The 16,715-nt window shown below is 62.1% G+C and carries 14 protein-coding genes; 5 read left to right on the top strand and 9 right to left on the bottom strand.

Going from position 1 to position 16,715, the window contains the following annotated elements; all coding sequences use genetic code 11:
• Positions 1-84: 84 nt before the first annotated feature.
• Positions 85-801 carry a formylglycine-generating enzyme family protein gene (locus U873_RS0101500; protein WP_051586049.1) on the top strand — a complete coding sequence of 239 codons (717 nt, stop codon included), beginning with the start codon at positions 85-87 and terminating at the stop codon, positions 799-801.
• An 82-nt stretch (positions 802-883) separates the two neighbouring features.
• On the opposite strand, the gene U873_RS0101505 is transcribed toward U873_RS0101500, so the two are convergent.
• From U873_RS0101505 to U873_RS0101520, 4 genes are all read right to left on the bottom strand, one after another.
• Positions 884-2,830 (bottom strand): acetyl/propionyl/methylcrotonyl-CoA carboxylase subunit alpha, encoded by a 1,947-nt coding sequence (locus U873_RS0101505; RefSeq protein WP_025126551.1) that lies wholly within the window; start codon positions 2,828-2,830, stop codon positions 884-886.
• Positions 2,830-3,645 carry a gamma-carboxygeranoyl-CoA hydratase gene (locus tag U873_RS0101510; protein WP_025126552.1) on the bottom strand — a complete coding sequence of 272 codons (816 nt, stop codon included), beginning with the start codon at positions 3,643-3,645 and terminating at the stop codon, positions 2,830-2,832. The genes U873_RS0101505 and U873_RS0101510 overlap by 1 nt, the downstream gene beginning before the upstream one ends.
• 17 nt (positions 3,646-3,662) lie before the next feature.
• Positions 3,663-5,267 (bottom strand): carboxyl transferase domain-containing protein, encoded by a 1,605-nt coding sequence (locus U873_RS0101515; protein WP_025126553.1) that lies wholly within the window; start codon positions 5,265-5,267, stop codon positions 3,663-3,665.
• A 106-nt stretch (positions 5,268-5,373) separates the two neighbouring features.
• Positions 5,374-6,537 (bottom strand): isovaleryl-CoA dehydrogenase, encoded by a 1,164-nt coding sequence (locus tag U873_RS0101520; protein ID WP_025126554.1) that lies wholly within the window; start codon positions 6,535-6,537, stop codon positions 5,374-5,376.
• A gap of 228 nt (positions 6,538-6,765) precedes the next feature.
• On the opposite strand from U873_RS0101520, the gene U873_RS0101525 reads away from it, so the two are divergent.
• Positions 6,766-8,457 (top strand): AMP-binding protein, encoded by a 1,692-nt coding sequence (locus U873_RS0101525; protein WP_025126555.1) that lies wholly within the window; start codon positions 6,766-6,768, stop codon positions 8,455-8,457.
• Between the two features lie 621 nt (positions 8,458-9,078).
• Here U873_RS0101525 and U873_RS0101530 read toward each other — a convergent pair.
• The 3 genes from U873_RS0101530 to U873_RS0101540 form a co-directional block, all read right to left on the bottom strand.
• Positions 9,079-9,978, bottom strand: coding sequence for a hydroxymethylglutaryl-CoA lyase (locus U873_RS0101530; protein WP_025126556.1), 900 nt, complete (start codon positions 9,976-9,978; stop codon positions 9,079-9,081).
• Between the two features lie 59 nt (positions 9,979-10,037).
• Positions 10,038-10,442: a MerR family DNA-binding transcriptional regulator gene (locus tag U873_RS0101535; protein WP_025126557.1), complete on the bottom strand. Its 405-nt coding sequence runs from the start codon at positions 10,440-10,442 to the stop codon at positions 10,038-10,040.
• A gap of 136 nt (positions 10,443-10,578) precedes the next feature.
• Positions 10,579-11,514: a LysR family transcriptional regulator gene (locus tag U873_RS0101540; protein WP_025126558.1), complete on the bottom strand. Its 936-nt coding sequence runs from the start codon at positions 11,512-11,514 to the stop codon at positions 10,579-10,581.
• Positions 11,515-11,717: 203 nt separating this feature from the next.
• Between U873_RS0101540 and U873_RS0101545 the strand changes: the two genes are divergently transcribed.
• Complete coding sequence (locus tag U873_RS0101545) at positions 11,718-12,947, top strand: acyl-CoA dehydrogenase (protein ID WP_025126559.1); 1,230 nt, start codon at positions 11,718-11,720, stop codon at positions 12,945-12,947.
• Between the two features lie 55 nt (positions 12,948-13,002).
• Here U873_RS0101545 and U873_RS0101550 read toward each other — a convergent pair whose 3' ends face one another.
• Positions 13,003-14,385 carry a substrate-binding domain-containing protein gene (locus U873_RS0101550; RefSeq protein ID WP_025126560.1) on the bottom strand — a complete coding sequence of 461 codons (1,383 nt, stop codon included), beginning with the start codon at positions 14,383-14,385 and terminating at the stop codon, positions 13,003-13,005.
• Positions 14,386-14,757: 372 nt separating this feature from the next.
• Between U873_RS0101550 and U873_RS0101555 the strand changes: the two genes are divergently transcribed.
• Positions 14,758-15,012: a DUF1508 domain-containing protein gene (locus U873_RS0101555; RefSeq protein ID WP_256244242.1), complete on the top strand. Its 255-nt coding sequence runs from the start codon at positions 14,758-14,760 to the stop codon at positions 15,010-15,012.
• A 49-nt stretch (positions 15,013-15,061) separates the two neighbouring features.
• On the opposite strand, the gene xthA is transcribed toward U873_RS0101555, so the two are convergent.
• Positions 15,062-15,874, bottom strand: coding sequence for an exodeoxyribonuclease III (gene xthA / locus U873_RS0101560; RefSeq protein WP_025126562.1), 813 nt, complete (start codon positions 15,872-15,874; stop codon positions 15,062-15,064).
• A gap of 176 nt (positions 15,875-16,050) precedes the next feature.
• On the opposite strand from xthA, the gene U873_RS0101565 reads away from it, so the two are divergent.
• Entirely contained in the window at positions 16,051-16,701 is a 651-nt protein-coding gene (locus U873_RS0101565) for an N-acetyltransferase (protein WP_025126563.1), read from the top strand.
• The last annotated feature ends 14 nt before the right edge of the window (positions 16,702-16,715 follow it).

Genomic DNA, 16,715 nt, shown 5'->3' on the forward strand with positions numbered 1-16,715 from the left:
AACCAATGCAGCAATCCCCCTTCTGTCGATGCATGGCGCAGGTTTTATGCCTGTGTCCCTGCTCCTTTTTATCAGGCCGAATGCATGTTCATTGACATTGAGGAGCCACGCCTGAGCGTCCAGCACCTGCTTGGCTCGATGCTTACGCTGCCCGCCGGTCGAATCAATCAGCGAGATGACCGGAAAAAAAGCCAATGGAACAGTGAAGTCGCGGGATTCCAGCTCTGTCGGTTTCCCACCACCCAGGCGCTCTACCTTGAGGTGATGCACGCATCGCCTGCGTGCTTTGAGCACCAGGACGCCCCGGTGGAATGCGTTTCCTGGTTTGATGCGGTGGTGTTCTGCAATCGTTTATCCAGCCTGTTGGGTCTTGAGCCGGTGTACGACATTCGGTGGGCTGACGAGGCTGTGCACTGGGATCGGCAGCGTTGCGGATTTCGACTGCCAACCGATGCCGAGTGGGAGTACGCCTGCCGTGCCGGGGACGGTCCTGTGCAATACGGTGACTTGGACCAGATTGCCTGGTATGCGCAGAATGCCGGCGAGCGCACTCATCCAGTGGGGCTGAAGGCGCCCAATGGTTTTGGCTTGCACGACATGCTGGGGAACGTCTGGGAATGGTGCTGGGATCAATATGATCCGCAGGTTTACGGCAGCTATCGAGTTTTTCGCGGGGGAGGCTGGAGTGATCAGAGTCGCGGTTGCCTGGCCTCCAACCGCCGCCGCAGTCATCCGACTTTCCGTATCGAAGACCTGGGTTTCCGATTGGCACGATCATTGGTGCGGCCAACGCTGGCTTAGCTGGACTTGCTCTTGAAACCACTGTGGCAGAGCACTCTCCGGGCCCGAAAAGGGCCGGAGAGGGCATCTGTTTTTCCAGTGTTTATTCCAACTCCACCAATGCACTGCCTTCGCTGACCATCTCGCCTTCCTGGCAATACAGCGCCTTGATGATCCCCGCCTGGGGCGCACGAATGCTGTGCTCCATCTTCATCGCCTCCAGCACCACCAGTTGCGCGCCGGCCTCGACACTTTGCCCCGGGCTGACCAATACCCGGACGATGCTGCCATTCATCGGCGCAGTCAGGCCGCCTTGCTGGCTGTGGCTGGCTGCCGCTGCGGTAATCGGGTCATGGGCGGTGATGCCATGGGTGTCGCCCTGCCAGTGCAGATACAGGGTATCGCCACGACGAATGGCCCGATGCTCGCGGCGCAGCCCCTGCTGCTCTATCCGTAGGTGTTCACCTTGCAGATCAAAGGCCGTTGTCCGGGCGCCGAGGCTGATGGCCTGGTCCTGGCCGGCGCAGCTCAGGTGCAGGCTGATCTGGGCCGGCAGGCCGTTGCGCCAGCCGTTGACGGCAGACCAGGGTGAATCGGGATCATCGCTGCGGGTCCGTTGCGGCTGGCTCTGATTGAAGGCGTGGGCGGCTGCCTGCCAGAAATCAGTGCCAAGCTCGCTCGCGGCTGGCAGCAACTGCTCCTGATAGCGAGGAATGAAGCCGGTATCCAGTTGCGCCTCGGCAAATGCCGGATGGGCAATGATGCGCCGCAGGAAGGCCAGGTTGGTCTTCAGGCCACCGATGACAAATTCATCGAGCATGCTCAGCAGGCGCAGGCGTGCCTGCTCGCGATCTTCGCCCCAGGCAATCAGCTTGCCCAGCATCGGGTCGTAGAAGGGCGAAACGCTATCGCCTTCCTCGACGCCGCTGTCCACGCGCCGACCCGGGCCGGCGGCGGATTCGCGATAGAGCTCCAGGTGCCCGGTGGCCGGTAGAAAATCGTTGGCCGGGTCTTCGGCGTACAGGCGCACCTCGATCGCATGCCCGCGCAGCGGCACCTGCTCCTGGCTGATGGGCAGGGCTTCGCCGCGGGCCACGCGGATCTGCCAGGCCACCAGGTCCAGGCCGGTGATGGCCTCGGTGACCGGGTGCTCTACCTGCAACCGGGTGTTCATCTCCATAAAGAAGAATTCGCCGCGGGCATCGAGGAGAAACTCGACGGTGCCGGCGCCCACGTAGCCGATGGCCTGGGCCGCGCGTACCGCAGCTTCGCCCATGGCCTTGCGCAACTCGGGGCTCAGGCCCGGGGCCGGGGCTTCCTCGACCACCTTCTGGTGGCGGCGCTGGATCGAGCAGTCGCGTTCGTTGAGGTACAGGCAATTGCCGTGCTGGTCGGCAAACACCTGGATCTCCACATGACGCGGCTTGAGCAGGTATTTCTCCACCAGCATCCGCGAGTCGCCGAAGGACGATTGGGCTTCACGCTGGGCAGACGCCAGGGCCTCGGCCAGTTGGCTGACCTCTTCGACCACCTTCATGCCCTTGCCACCACCGCCGGCAGTGGCCTTGAGCAGCACCGGGTAGCCGATGCGCTCGGCAGCATTGCGGAAGGTTTCCAGGTCCTGGGCTTCGCCGTGATAGCCCGGCACCAGGGGGACCCCGGCGGTTTCCATCAGCGCCTTGGCGGCCGACTTGCTGCCCATGGCGTCGATGGCCGAGGCGGGAGGGCCAAGGAAAATCAGCCCGGCGGCTTCGATAGCCCGGGCAAAACCGGCGTTCTCCGAGAGAAACCCATAACCGGGGTGGATGGCTTGGGCGCCGCTGGCTTGGGCGGCGGCAATCAGCTTGTCGATCTGCAGGTAGCTGTCGGCAGCCTTGCTGCCGCCCAGGTCCACGCGAATATCCGCTTCCCGGCTGTGCCGGGCGTCGCGGTCAGTGGCGCTGTGCACGGCCACGGTGGTCAGCCCCAGGGCCTTGGCGGTACGCATGACGCGGCAGGCGATCTCGCCGCGGTTGGCCACCAGCAGGGTGTCTAGAACGGGCGCGCTCATCAGCGGGACTCCTTGGTCGTGGTCTCGGTCTGCCAGCTGGGCGGACGTTTTTCCAGAAAGGCCCGCAGGCCTTCCTGACCTTCGGCACTGACACGAATCCGCGCAATGGCATTTTCGCAGTAACGGCGCAGGGCAGTGGTCAGTGCGCCATTGCCCACTTCCCGCAGCAGGTCCTTGCTGGCGCGCATGGCCTGGGGGCTGTTGAGCAGCAGGTTGTCGACCCAGTGGGTCACCTGCTGCTCCAGTTCGGCGGCCGGATAGCTCTCCGCCAACAGGCCGATTTCCCGGGCACGCTGGCCGCCGAAGCGCTCGGCGGTCAGGGCATAGCGGCGGGCCGCACGCTCGCCGATGGCCTGCACCACGAATGGGCTGATGACTGCCGGGGCCAGGCCGATGCGCACTTCCGACAGGCAGAATTGTGCGTCATCGGCGGCTATCGCCATGTCGCAACAACTGATCAGGCCCAGGGCGCCACCGAACGCTGCGCCCTGGACCACCGCCAGGGTCGGGATCTTCAGCTTCGCCAGGTTGTACATCAGCTCCGCCAGTTCCCGGGCGTCGTCGAGGTTGGTGTGATAGTCGAGTTCGGCCGATTGCTGCATCCAGGCCAGGTCGGCGCCGGCGCTGAAATGCTTGCCGCGGCCGCGCAACAGCAGGAAGCGCAGGCTGGGGTCGCCTTGGACCTGATCCAGGGCCAGGATCAGTTCACGGATCATTTCGGCGTTGAACGCATTGTTCTTGGCTTCGCGGCTGAGCCACAGGGTGGCAAAACCACGAGGGTCACGCAGCAGTTCCAGGGTATTGAAGTCGCTCATGTTCTTCTCGCGCAGGATTACATGCGGAACACGCCGAAGCGGCTCTGTTCGATGGGGGCGTTGAGGGCCGCGGACAGCGCAAGGGCCAGTACATCACGGGTTTGCGCCGGGTCGATGACGCCGTCGTCCCACAGCCGGGCGCTGGAGTAGTAGGGGTGGCCCTGGCATTCGTACTGGTCGAGGATCGGCTGCTTGATCTGCGCTTCCTGGGCGGCGTCGAAGCTTTGCCCGCCGCGTTCGGCCTGTTCGCGCTTGACCTGCACCAGCACCCCGGCGGCCTGCTCGGCCCCCATCACACCGATGCGCGCGTTGGGCCACATCCACAGGAAGCGCGGGTCATAGGCACGGCCACACATGCCGTAGTTACCGGCACCGAAACTGCCGCCGATGATCACCGTGAACTTCGGCACCTGGGCGCAGGCCACTGCCGTCACCAGCTTGGCGCCGTGCTTGGCGATGCCGCCGGCTTCATATTTCTGGCCGACCATGAAGCCGGTGATGTTCTGCAGAAACACCAGGGGAATCCCGCGCTGGCAGGCCAGTTCGATGAAGTGCGCGCCTTTCTGCGCGGCTTCGGCGAAGAGGATGCCGTTGTTGGCGAGGATGGCGACGGGATAGCCGTGCAAATGGGCGAAGCCGCAGACCAGGGTGGTGCCGAACAGGGCCTTGAACTCATCGAAGACCGAGCCATCCACCAGCCGGGCGATGACTTCGCGAACGTCGAAAGGCTGCTTGGGATCGGCTGGAACCACGCCATACAGCTCATCCCGAGGGTACAGCGGGGCAATCGGGGTGCGGCTCTGCAACTGGCCCTGCTTGTGCCAGTTGAGGTTGGCGACACTGCGCCGGGCCAGCGCCAGGGCGTGTTCGTCGTTGTCGGCGTAGTGATCGGCGACTCCGGAGATCTTGCAGTGCACGTCGGCGCCGCCGAGGTCTTCGGCACTCACCACTTCACCGGTGGCGGCTTTCACCAGCGGCGGGCCGGCGAGGAAGATGGTGGCCTGTTCACGGACCATGATTGCTTCGTCGGCCATGGCCGGCACGTAGGCACCGCCAGCGGTGCAGGAACCCATGACTACGGCGATCTGCGGGATGCCCTGGGCGCTCATGTTGGCCTGGTTGAAGAAGATCCGCCCGAAGTGCTCGCGATCGGGAAACACTTCATCCTGGCGCGGCAGGTTGGCGCCGCCGGAGTCCACCAGGTAGATGCAGGGCAGGCGGTTCTGCTGGGCGATGGTCTGCGCCCGCAGGTGCTTTTTCACGGTCAGCGGGTAGTAGGAGCCGCCTTTCACCGTGGCGTCATTGGCCACGATCATGCACTCGATGCCTTCTACCCGACCGATGCCGGCAATGACCCCGGCGGCAGGTACATCCTCGCCGTACACCGCATGGGCGGCCAGGGGGCTGATTTCAAGAAACGGCGAGCCCGCATCGAGCAGGCGGTTGATGCGCTCGCGCGGCAGCAGCTTGCCCCGGGAGGTGTGGCGTTCCTGGGCCTTGGCGCCGCCACCCTGCTGGACCTGGGCGAGCAGGGTGTGCAGGGCGTCGACCTGGGCCAGCATGCTGGCGGCGTTCTGCGCGAATTCCGGCGATCTTGGGTTTAACTGAGACTTCAGAATCATTGGGGCTCCCAGCGCAGCTCGAAGCGACAAGCTTCAAGCTGCAAGAGTAAATCGGCGTTACGGCAGCTATGGCTTGCCGCTTGTAGCTCGCAACTTGCGGCTGCTCTTACTTGGTCTCGTTGAAGAGTTCGCGACCGATCAGCATGCGGCGGATTTCGCTGGTGCCGGCGCCGATCTCGTAGAGCTTGGCGTCACGCAGTAGGCGGCCTGCGGGGAATTCGTTGATGTAGCCGTTGCCCCCCAGAATCTGGATGGCGTCGAGGGCCATCTGGGTGGCGCGTTCGGCGCTGTAGAGAATGACCCCGGCGGCGTCCTTGCGGGTGGTCTCGCCACGCTCGCAGGCCTGGGCCACGGCGTACAGATAGGCACGGCTGGCGTTGAGCTGGGTGTACATGTCGGCGACCTTGCCCTGGATCAGCTGGAACTCGCCAATGCTCTGGCCGAACTGCTTGCGATCGTGGATATAGGGCACGATCAGGTCCATGCAGGCCTGCATGATCCCGGTAGGGCCGCCGGAGAGCACCACGCGCTCGTAGTCCAGGCCGCTCATCAGTACCTTGACCCCGCCATTGAGTACGCCAAGGATGTTTTCTTGCGGTACTTCAACGTCGTCGAAGAACAGCTCGCAGGTGTTCGAACCGCGCATGCCCAGCTTGTCGAACTTGTTGCTGCGGCTGAAGCCTTTCCAGTCGCGCTCGACAATGAACGCGGTGATGCCGTGGGGGCCCTTTTCCAGGTCGGTCTTGGCGTAGATCACGTAGGTGTTGGCGTCGGGACCGTTGGTGATCCAGGTCTTGCTGCCGTTGAGCACATAATGGTCGCCACGCTTGTCGGCGCGCAGCTTCATCGACACCACGTCGGAGCCGGCATTGGGCTCGCTCATGGCCAGGGCGCCGATATGCTCGCCGCTGATCAGTTTGGGCAGGTACTGGCTCTTCTGGTCATGGGTACCGTTGCGATTGATCTGGTTCACGCAGAGGTTAGAGTGGGCACCGTAGGACAGGGCCACCGAGGCCGAGCCGCGGCTGATCTCCTCCATGGCCACCACATGGGCCAGGTAGCCCAGGCCGGCGCCGCCGTACTCCTCGGGGACAGTGATGCCCAGGAGGCCCATGTCACCGAACTTGCGCCACATATCGGCAGGGAACAGGTTGTCGACATCGATCTGCGCGGCCCGCGGTGCCAGCTCTGCCTTGACGAAGGCCTGGACCTGATGGCGCAGCATGTCGATGGTTTCACCGAGGGCGAAGTTCAGGGTCGGGTAACTCATGGCGGGGCACCTTCAAACTTGTTTTTATTGAGGGAATCTTGCGGGGAGCGCGGCGCTGCCTGGCTCTCACCTTTACGTTAACGTAAGCCTGCGACAGGAGGCTGTCAATCACCCTTTACGTAAACGTCAACTTGCGCCAGAGTAGCGAGGCTTTCGATTGGAGCCAGGCGTTATCGCACCATCGGCCAGGCTCTTGAACACCCACTAATAAAGACAATAGGGGTCGTCATGGAACACTCGGGTTTCCAGCCGGATCGCAGTTACACCCGTGGTACGCAAGACCGGGCCTTGCTCGCCCTGACTATCGGCCAGGCCTTCGACAACACGGTCGCCGCCTACCCCCAGGGTGAGGCCCTGGTAGTGCGTCATCAGCAGTTGCGCTACACCTGGCAGCAATTGCGCGAAGCCGTCGACCTGCATGCCAGGGCGCTGCTTGCCCTGGGTCTGAAGACCGGTGATCGCCTGGGGATCTGGGCGCCCAACTGTGCCCAGTGGTGCATCATCCAGTTCGCCAGCGCCAAGATCGGCGTGATCCTGGTGAACATCAATCCGGCCTACCGCAGTTCCGAACTGGAATATGTGCTCAAGCAATCCGGTTGCCAGTGGCTGGTTTGTGCCGGTGCCTTCAAGACTTCCGATTATCACGGCATGCTCCAGGGGCTGATCCCGGAGCTGGCGGAGCAATCCATTGGCCAATTGTGCAGCGAGCGCCTGCCAGAGTTGCGCGGAGTCATCAGCCTGGATGGGCAGCCGCCGTCCGGCTTTCTGCCCTGGTCGCAGCTGACCGCCCTTGCCGCTGGCGCCTCGGTCGAACAACTGCAGGCGCGCCAGGACAGCCTGGACTTCGACCAGCCAGTGAACATCCAGTACACCTCCGGCACCACGGGGTTCCCCAAGGGGGCGACCCTGAGCCACCACAACATTCTCAACAACGGTTACATGGTGGGAGAGAGCCTCGGCCTGACGGCAGGTGATCGCCTGGTGATCCCGGTGCCGCTGTATCACTGCTTCGGCATGGTCATGGGCAACCTGGGGTGCATCACCCATGGCACCACCATGATCTACCCCAGCGATGCCTTCGACCCGCTGCTGACCTTGAGTGCCGTGGCCGAGGAGCGGGCGACCGGGCTGTATGGCGTGCCCACCATGTTCATCGCCATGCTCGATCAGCCGCGACGGGGCGAGTTCGACCTGTCGAGCCTGCGTACCGGAATCATGGCCGGTGCTACCTGCCCGATAGAAGTGATGCGCCGGGTGATCAATGAAATGCACATGAGCGAGGTGCAGATCGCCTATGGCATGACGGAGACCAGCCCGGTGTCATTGCAGACCGGCCCCGACGATGACCTGGAATTGCGGGTTACCACCGTGGGGCGAACCCAGCCGCACCTGGAAAGCAAGATCATCGACGAGGCTGGCAATGTGGCCCCACGGGGCGCCACTGGCGAACTCTGTACCCGGGGCTACAGCGTCATGCTCGGTTACTGGAACAACCCGCAGGGCACCAGCGAGGCCATCGATCAGGCCGGCTGGATGCACACCGGAGACCTGGCCACCATGAATGAGCAGGGTTATGTGTGCATCGCCGGGCGCAACAAGGACATGATCATCCGCGGTGGCGAGAACATTTACCCGCGTGAGCTGGAAGAATTCTTCTTCACCCATCCCGCCGTGGCCGATGTACAGGTGATCGGCATTCCCTGCGCCAGGTACGGTGAGGAGATCGTCGCCTGGATCAAATTCCACCCCGGGCATTCGGCCAACGAACTGGAATTGCAGACCTGGTGCAAGGAGCGCATCGCGCACTTCAAGACGCCGCGCTACTTCAGGTTTGTCGAAGAGTTTCCGATGACGGTGACTGGCAAGATCCAGAAGTTCCGCATGCGTGAAATCAGCATCGAGGAGTTGCGCGAACGCTGAACCCTGATGAGGCGTGCATCGTCACGGGTGCACGCTTGAGGGGCGCAAAAGGGCAGGAAAGGTGAATCACAGAAAGCACAAAGGGGAGCCGAAGCTCCCCTTTAATTTGTCGTTGCGTGCTCTTTTTTTATTATTGAGGGGCGGTCTATTGTTGTTTTTGGCAACCGTTGCCCTTTACCGCTGTTTTTGGCGATCCCCATCCGGGATCAAGAGCAAACGTATTTTTTTGAGCGCTGATTCAATGTGTCGCCAGGGCGATCCAACCAGTTCGGGAGCTACCTGAAGGTAGTTTTATTGTTCTCTGACTGATTGCGGGTGGCTCTTGCAAGCCTTCCTGCACACTGCATCCTCTCCAAAAAAATCTGTTAGCTGCGTCTCTGCCGTGTTGTTCTTGTTATGTCAGAGTCGTTACGTCTTATTTTTATTAGGTTTGCTGCTTTTTATTCTTGTTATGCCATAGAGATAGCAGGAGCCGTGCCAACTTTTTAAATCCTTTTAAAATCAATGGCTTGATGGTTTTGTAGGACAATCTGTACCGCAAGAAAATCGACAAACTGTTTCCGTGTTACTCGTTCGTGCCTCAGATCAGAGCGGCCGGTAACACCCGGCCGCACACGAGGGTCAGCCGGCGTTACGTGCCTTTGCTACCCGTGAGCCACTGGGGCGCCCGAGGACGCTGCAGATCTGCCGGCCGGCATCGATCAGGCGGTCCATGTCGATGCCGGTGTGGATGCCCAGGCCGTTGAGCAGGTACAGCACATCCTCGGTGGCGACGTTACCGCTGGCGCCCTTGGCATAGGGGCAGCCGCCGAGCCCGGCGATGGAGCTGTCGAACACCGCGATGCCTTCCAGCAGGCTGGCGTAGACGTTGGCCAGGGCCTGGCCATAGGTGTCGTGGAAGTGCCCGGCAAGTTTCTCCCGTGGCACCTGGGCGCCCACCACCTCGAACATCTTGCGGGTGGCCCCGGCGGTGCCGGTGCCGATGGTGTCGCCCAGCGAGACTTCATAGCAGCCCATGGTGTACAGCTCGCGAGCCACCACGGTGACCTGCTCGGGAGCTACATCACCTTCATAGGGACAGCCCAGCACGCAGGACACGTAACCGCGCACGCTGATGCCGTGCTGCCTGGCGGCGTCCATGATGGGCACGAAGCGCTCCAGGCTTTCACTGATGGAGCAATTGATGTTGCGCTGCGAGAACGCCTCTGAGGCGGCGGCAAACACCGCGACCTCCTTGACCCCGGCGGCCACCGCATCTTCGAACCCCCTCAGGTTTGGTGCCAGGGCGCCATAGACCACTCCGGGTTTGCGCTGGATGCGGGCGAAGACTTCTGCCGAGCCGGCCATCTGCGGCACCCACTTGGGCGATACGAAACTGCCGACTTCTATATAGCCCAGGCCCGCCGCTGTCAGGGCGTCCACCAATTGCACCTTGTCCTCGACGCTGATGGGCTGGGCTTCGTTCTGCAGGCCGTCGCGCGGGCCGACTTCGATCAGGCGTACATGACTTGGGAGGGACATTCAGCTTCACCTTCTATGAGTGATGGCAGATGCCGGCGCGTGTTGCCCGGCGACCTGTGTTATTGGGCGATGTGTTTCTGACTCTGGATGGTTTGCTCCAGCGCCTGGCTGCAACGTTCCTCGGCAGTGTCCAGTTCCAGCTTCATCTGTTCGATATCGAGTAGCTGCTGTTCGAGCTGTTCGCGACGTTCGGCGATTTTCGCCAGCATGCTGTGCAGTTGCTTCAGGTTGCCGCTGGTGGGGTCATAGAGCTCGATCAGCTCGCGGCACTCGGCCAGGGAAAAACCGATGCGCTTGCCCCGCAGGATCAGTTTCAGGCTGACCTTGTCGCGGGGGGAATAAATGCGTTCCTGACCTCGACGCTCAGGTGACAGCAGGCCTTGTTCCTCGTAGAAACGTATGGCCCGAGTGGTGATGTCGAGCTCGCGGGCAAGGTCGGAAATACTGTAGGTCTGGCTGCTCATGGAGGCGCTCAAGAAGGGGCTTGGCGCTAAGCTAATGGCAGGTTGACGTATACGTCAAGCAATCTGCAGCTGTCACTGTTGCCGGCAAACCGGCTCCCGCAGGGAGCGGCAGCAAGCGGCTTGCCGGTGAAAGCAGTTAACCGGCTTGCTGGTCGAGCTTCTTCTCATGGGCGGTGACCTGCTGGCAGAGCTCGATCATCTGTTCGCGCATCCAGCGGTTGGCCGGGTCCTGGTCGGTGCTTTCGTGCCAGTAGAGATGGGTTTCCACCGGCGGCACATCGTTGACGGGCAAGTTGAAGGCGTGCAGTTCATGGCGACGGGCGAAGCGCTCCGGCACGGTCATCACCATGTCGGTCTGCTGCAGCACTTGCGAGGCCATCAGGTAATGCTGGGAGCGCAGGGCGATCTTGCGCTGGATGCCCATCTTGCCCAGGGCCAGATCGACATGCCCCAGGCCGCTGCGCCGGCTGGAGATATGGATGTGGGTCAGGGACAGGTAGTCGTCGAGGGTGAACTTTTCCTTGCCCGCCAAGGGATGGCCCTTGCGCATGGCGCAGACGTAACGGTCTTCCATGAGCTTGACGTGGCGCACCTGCGGGTCGGTGTTGAGCGGGGCGTCGACGGCAAAGTCCAGGCGTCCGGCCGCCAGTTCCTTGGTGGTCTCGCGGCGCTTGGACAGGAAACTTTCGATGATCACCGAAGGCGCCAGGCGGCGCAGGCGCTGGAACAGTGGGGGCAGGATCACTGCCTCGGTGAGGTCGGTCATGCTGATGCGGTAGGTCTTGACCGCCTGCAGCGGGTTGAAGATCCGGCTTTCCTGCACCGACACCCTGAGCAGCGACAGTGCATTGCGCACCGGGCCGATGATGTTCTGCGCCATGGGGGTGGGGACCATGCCCTGGGCGGTCCTGACGAACAGCGGGTCGTTGAACGTTTCACGCAGACGCGCCAGGGCGTTGGACACCGCCGGCTGTGTGATGCCGACGATCTGCCCGGCGCGGGTCAGGTTGGCTTCGGTGTAGATCGCGTCGAAAACGATGAAGAGGTTGAGGTCGACCTTGCTCAGATTCATGGCGCTGCACTCTTGTTTTCAAGACCTGTGAAGGTGTTGTTAGGGCCTGTGAGGGAGGGGCTGGAAAGCCTGTGAAATCAACCGATCATATATCGGTGATGAATGTTAATACACGCCGAGAATAGGCTAGGTAAATTTTCGTAGCTGATCTAGCATCAATTTCAGTCCCCAAACACCCGATCTTCAAAAAGGTAGAGCTGCCCATGGAATTTGCCTATTCCCCCAAGGTTCAGGAGCTGCGTGAGCGCGTGACCGCGTTCATGGACACCTATGTTTATCCAGCCGAAGCGGTATTCGAGCGTCAGGTTGCCGAGGGCGATCGCTGGCAGCCGACCGCCATCATGGAAGAGCTCAAACTCAAGGCCAAGGCCGAAGGCCTGTGGAATTTGTTTCTACCTGAGTCGGAGCTGGGTGCCGGCTTGACCAACCTCGAATACGCTCCGCTGGCCGAAATCATGGGGCGCTCGCTGCTGGGCCCCGAGCCGTTCAACTGTTCGGCACCGGACACCGGGAACATGGAAGTGCTGGTGCGCTATGCCAATGAAGAGCAGAAACAGCGCTGGCTGGAGCCGCTGCTGCGGGGCGAGATCCGTTCCGCGTTCGCCATGACCGAGCCGGACGTGGCCTCGTCCGATGCCACCAACATGGCCGCCCGGGCGGTGCGTGATGGTGACCAGTGGGTGATCAACGGCAAGAAGTGGTGGACCTCGGGTGCCTGTGACCCGCGCTGCAAGATTCTGATCTTCATGGGCTTGAGCAACCCCGACGCCCCGCGTCACCAGCAGCATTCGATGATCCTGGTGCCGGTGGACACCCCCGGGGTGAAGATCGTGCGGCCGCTGCCGGTGTTCGGCTACGACGATGCGCCCCACGGCCACGCCGAGGTGCTGTTCGACAACGTCCGCGTGCCCTACGAGAACGTGCTGCTGGGAGAGGGGCGCGGTTTCGAGATCGCCCAGGGCCGCCTGGGCCCGGGACGGATTCACCACTGCATGCGTTCGGTCGGCATGGCCGAGCGTGCGCTGGAACTGATGTGCAAGCGCTCGGTGAATCGCACCGCCTTCGGCAAGCCGCTGGCACGCCTGGGCGGCAATATCGACAAGATCGCCGACTCGCGGATGGAGATCGACATGGCCCGGCTGTTGACGCTCAAGGCCGCCTACATGATGGACACCGTGGGTAACAAGGTCGCGAAAAGCGAGATTGCCCAGATCAAGGTGGTCGCGCCCAACGTGGCCTTGCGGGTGATCGACCGGGCGATTCAGATGCACGGTGGCGCCGGGGTTTGCAACGACTTCCCGCTGGCCTACATGTACGCGATGCAGCGGACCCTGCGCCTGGCCGATGGCCCGGATGAAGTGCATCGGGCAGCCATCGGCAAGTACGAGATCGGCAAGTACGTGCCCAAGGAATTGTTGCGCAGCGGCCACTGATGGTCACGCCGTCGGCCTGCCGGGGGATATTCCGGGCAGGCTGGCGGTGTGATGTTCAATACACCCAGACTTCCACCCGCCGGTTCTTGATCCGGCCTTCGTCGGCGTTGTTGGCGGCCACAGGCAGTTCGGCGCCAAAGCCACGGATATCGCGAAACACCACACCGCTCTTCACCAGTTCCCGGCGCACGGCCATGGCCCGCAGCTTGGACAACAGGGCGGCGCGTGCAGGGTCGTTCTTGGCGTCACCGAATCCGGCCAGGGTCACTTTCCGGTCCATCTTGCCGTGCTGGCGAAGGTAGTCCAGTACCCGGTTCAGGTCCTGGCGGGCCTTGTTGTCCAGGTTGGCGCTGCCTTCTTCAAAGCGGAAGTTCACCGTCAGGCGTTGGGCCTGGCGGGTCAAGGCCTGGTAGTCCGTAGGCATCTGCGGGCCTGGTAGCACCCGCATGGCTTGCAGGGTCTGGGCGATGAAGCCATTGGCGGCAACGATGCCCTGGCCCTTGGCGCTCTGGGCAAAGCTCACCAGGGCGTCGGCCCAGGGGTTCTGTCCGTTGGGAGGGAGGTACAGGTACAGGCGCCGCGACAGCGGATAGTCCTCGGTGGCTATCAGGCTGTTGAGCGGTAGCATGGGTTGCGAGTCGCCGTCGACGATGGCCAGTGCCTTGGCCTGGCGCACGTAGGGCAGGCCGATAAAGCCGATGCCCTGAGGGTCCCGGCTGACGGCATCGGACAACTGCTCGCTGGACTCGAAGCGCTGGGCCGTGGGGCTCAAGGGCTTGCCGCGGCGGCTGAGGACCAGTTCCTTGAAGGTGTCATAGGTGCCGGACTGATCGTCCCGGGCATACAGGTGCACGGGACCTTCCATGCCCCCCAGCTCCTCCCAGTTCCTGATCTCGCCGCTGAACAGCCTGGCCAATTGTTCGGTGCTCAGCTGGCTCAGTGGGTTGTGCGGATGGAGGATGATTGCCAAGCCATCGATGGCAATCACCTGCTCGGCGTCCGGGCTCTTCAAATCCCCCAGGTTTTCAAGTTCCACCAGCTCGTTGTCCTTGATCGGGCGCGAGGCGGCGGCAAGGTCGGCCTGGGCATTTTTCAGGGCGGCGAAGCCGGTGCTCGATCCATGGGCCGCAACCTCCACTCGCACCTCCCGACCCTGGGCGGTCTGCCCCACGACCTGCTGTTCGTTGACCTTGCCACCGGCCTCGATCCGCACGTCATGCAACCCTTGTTGCTCCATCAAGCCCTTGACCAGGGCCGGACCGAGCTGGGCACCGATGGTGTTGGAGCCCTGAATGCGCAGCACGGCGCTGTTGTCTGGGGTAAGGGGCAGGGCGGCGAACACCGACCAGGGCAGGGCATAGCAAACGAAGCCGATCAGAAACAGGCTGATGGTCCGGCACCAGAGATCTCGTTCGCTGACGGTGGAAGCGCGGGGCATGGCGGCACTGGCCTTCTATATAGAGGGAAGAAGTAAGTGCTGGCGAGATTAAGTCAGGGAGGTGACAGGGATGTGACGCTAGGAGCTTTCTGACTATAAATGGCGAAAGTCCTACACCATAAATAGCTGTTTTCTCTAGATTTTTTGAGATTTGTCCTAAAGACCGGCCTCGGAACGGCGCGTAGAGTGGGCAACTTTGTCTGGCGGGGATTGGGGCGACTGCCAACGCGTCATCCCCCACGGATGCCTCGGCAGTGTTGAGCTGCTATTTCGTAGTGTGCAAAGGAGTTACAAATGAGTGCCTGGTTCGAGCTGAAGCAGTATGGCAGTGGTGCATGCAGATTCTTGCTGAAGACAAAGGAGGCGCAGACCATGCTTCAAAGCGACCGCTACCCTTGCCGGGACAGTGCCGAGGCTGCTCTCGGTCTGTTCCGCGCACACTGCGCCTCCCCGGAACGCTACGTCAAGAAAATTTCGTCGGGCGGCAAACCTTTTTTCAAGCTCAAGTCCGGTAAGGAAGTGATTCTGGTCAGCCACTTGTACGATTCGGAAGCCACCCTCGACAGCGCCATCAGCGCCATCGTCGGTGCCGGTACCACGGACCGGGTCGAGCACGTGCAGCTGTAACCGCGACAAAAAAAGCCCATCGGCAGATGGGCTTTTTTGTGCCTGTCGATCAGCTCAGTTCGAGCCAGATCGGCGCATGGTCGGAAGGCTTTTCCATGCCCCGCAGTTCATAGTCGACCCCGGCGTCCTTGACCCGTGGCAGCAGCCCCTGGGAAGCCATGATCAGGTCGATGCGCAGGCCGCGCTTGGGCTCATCCTCGAAGCCGCGGCTGCGGTAGTCGAACCAGCTGAAGCGGTCGTTCACCTCAGGGTTGAGGTGGCGGAAGCTGTCCACCAGGCCCCAGTTCTTCAGGCGGGCCATCCACTCGCGTTCTTCCGGCAGGAAGCTGCACTTGCCGGTCTTCAGCCAGCGCTTGGCGTTCTCGGCGCCGATGCCAATGTCGCAGTCTTCCGGGGAAATGTTCACGTCGCCCATGACCACCAGGGGCTGATCATTGCTGAAGCGGCTTTCCAGCAGGTGCTGCAAATCGCTGTAGAAGCGTTCCTTGGCCGGGAACTTGGTCGGGTGGTCGCGGCTTTCACCCTGGGGGAAATAGCCGTTCATGATGGTCACCGGCGTGCCATGGGCGTCGGCGAAGGTGCCCCAGATAAACCGTCGTTGGGCGTCTTCGTCGTCACCTTCGAAGCCTTTGTGCAGGGCCAGCGGCGCCTGGCGCGAAAGCAGGGCGACACCGTAATGGCCTTTCTGGCCGTGGTAATGCACGTGGTAGCCCAGGGCCTCGATATCGGCGAGGGGGAACTGTTCGTCGGAGACTTTGGTTTCCTGCAGGCCGATGACGTCCGGCTGGTGTTTGTCGATCAGTGCCGCCAACTGATGGGGGCGGGCGCGCAGCCCGTTGATATTGAACGAGACGATCTTCATGGTCGGCGGTCCTGGCAAAACTGCGATGCTAGCTGACTACGCCCGGGTCGACCAGCGTGGCGGCACTGGCGATGCACTGCTAATGTCCCTTGGGCGCGGGAACGATCAGCGGCGCGCAGGGCTCGTACTAACAAGAACGCGGCCATTTGAGCCGGGTCCAGGGGAGAGTGACCACCATGCCTGATACCTCCAACGCCATCGCCGATATCCACAGGCTCGACAGCGGCTATTCCCGCGAGGCGCGGTCGCTGCTTTACCAGGCTTATCGCCATGAGCCGACCTTCGGTTTCATCTTCGAGTCCGAGCGCAGCGGTTACGAACAGCGGGTGCGGGCCACGGTGCGCGAACTCGTGAAACAGCATTTTCTGCAGGAACTGCCGGCCATCGGCTTGCTGGTCAACGATCGATTGATCGGCATCGCCCTGATCGCACCGCCGCAACGGCGCCTGGGAATCACCGAAAGCTGGGCCTGGCGGCTGCGGATGGTCCTGAGTACCGGTTTGCGCTGCACCCGGCGCTACCTGGAATACCACGCAGCGGTGCAGGCCTGCCTGCCCAGCGATGCGGTGCACGTGTTGCCGCTGCTGGGGGTGCACCCGCAGTTCCAGGGCCAGCACTTTGGCGAGCAGTTGCTCGAGGCCGTCCACAACTGGTGCGCAGTGGACGAGCATTCCCAGGGGGTGGTGCTGGACACTGGCAATCCGCGTTATCTGGAGTTCTATAAACGCCAGGGTTATGAGGAGATCGGTGAGATTGCGGTAGGGCCAGTGCGCGAACACGTTTTTTTTCATCCGAATCCGCAGCTCTTACAAAGTGCAACAGCCTGATATAGAACTTTCTC

Source organism: Pseudomonas sp. PH1b (genome assembly GCF_000633395.1).
Taxonomy (GTDB): Bacteria; Pseudomonadota; Gammaproteobacteria; order Pseudomonadales; family Pseudomonadaceae; genus Aquipseudomonas.

Bases quoted from the DNA above. Each gene is read 5' to 3' on its own strand.
- U873_RS0101500 (WP_051586049.1), top strand. From the start codon at position 85: ATGTTCATTGACATTGAGGAGCCACGCCTGAGCGTCCAGCACCTGCTT.
- U873_RS0101505 (WP_025126551.1), bottom strand. From the start codon at position 2,830: ATGAGCGCGCCCGTTCTAGACACCCTGCTGGTGGCCAACCGCGGCGAG.
- U873_RS0101510 (WP_025126552.1), bottom strand. From the start codon at position 3,645: ATGAGCGACTTCAATACCCTGGAACTGCTGCGTGACCCTCGTGGTTTT.
- U873_RS0101515 (WP_025126553.1), bottom strand. From the start codon at position 5,267: ATGATTCTGAAGTCTCAGTTAAACCCAAGATCGCCGGAATTCGCGCAG.
- U873_RS0101520 (WP_025126554.1), bottom strand. From the start codon at position 6,537: ATGAGTTACCCGACCCTGAACTTCGCCCTCGGTGAAACCATCGACATG.
- U873_RS0101525 (WP_025126555.1), top strand. From the start codon at position 6,766: ATGGAACACTCGGGTTTCCAGCCGGATCGCAGTTACACCCGTGGTACG.
- U873_RS0101530 (WP_025126556.1), bottom strand. From the start codon at position 9,978: ATGTCCCTCCCAAGTCATGTACGCCTGATCGAAGTCGGCCCGCGCGAC.
- U873_RS0101535 (WP_025126557.1), bottom strand. From the start codon at position 10,442: ATGAGCAGCCAGACCTACAGTATTTCCGACCTTGCCCGCGAGCTCGAC.
- U873_RS0101540 (WP_025126558.1), bottom strand. From the start codon at position 11,514: ATGAATCTGAGCAAGGTCGACCTCAACCTCTTCATCGTTTTCGACGCG.
- U873_RS0101545 (WP_025126559.1), top strand. From the start codon at position 11,718: ATGGAATTTGCCTATTCCCCCAAGGTTCAGGAGCTGCGTGAGCGCGTG.
- U873_RS0101550 (WP_025126560.1), bottom strand. From the start codon at position 14,385: ATGCCCCGCGCTTCCACCGTCAGCGAACGAGATCTCTGGTGCCGGACC.
- U873_RS0101555 (WP_256244242.1), top strand. From the start codon at position 14,758: ATGCTTCAAAGCGACCGCTACCCTTGCCGGGACAGTGCCGAGGCTGCT.
- xthA (WP_025126562.1), bottom strand. From the start codon at position 15,874: ATGAAGATCGTCTCGTTCAATATCAACGGGCTGCGCGCCCGCCCCCAT.
- U873_RS0101565 (WP_025126563.1), top strand. From the start codon at position 16,051: ATGCCTGATACCTCCAACGCCATCGCCGATATCCACAGGCTCGACAGC.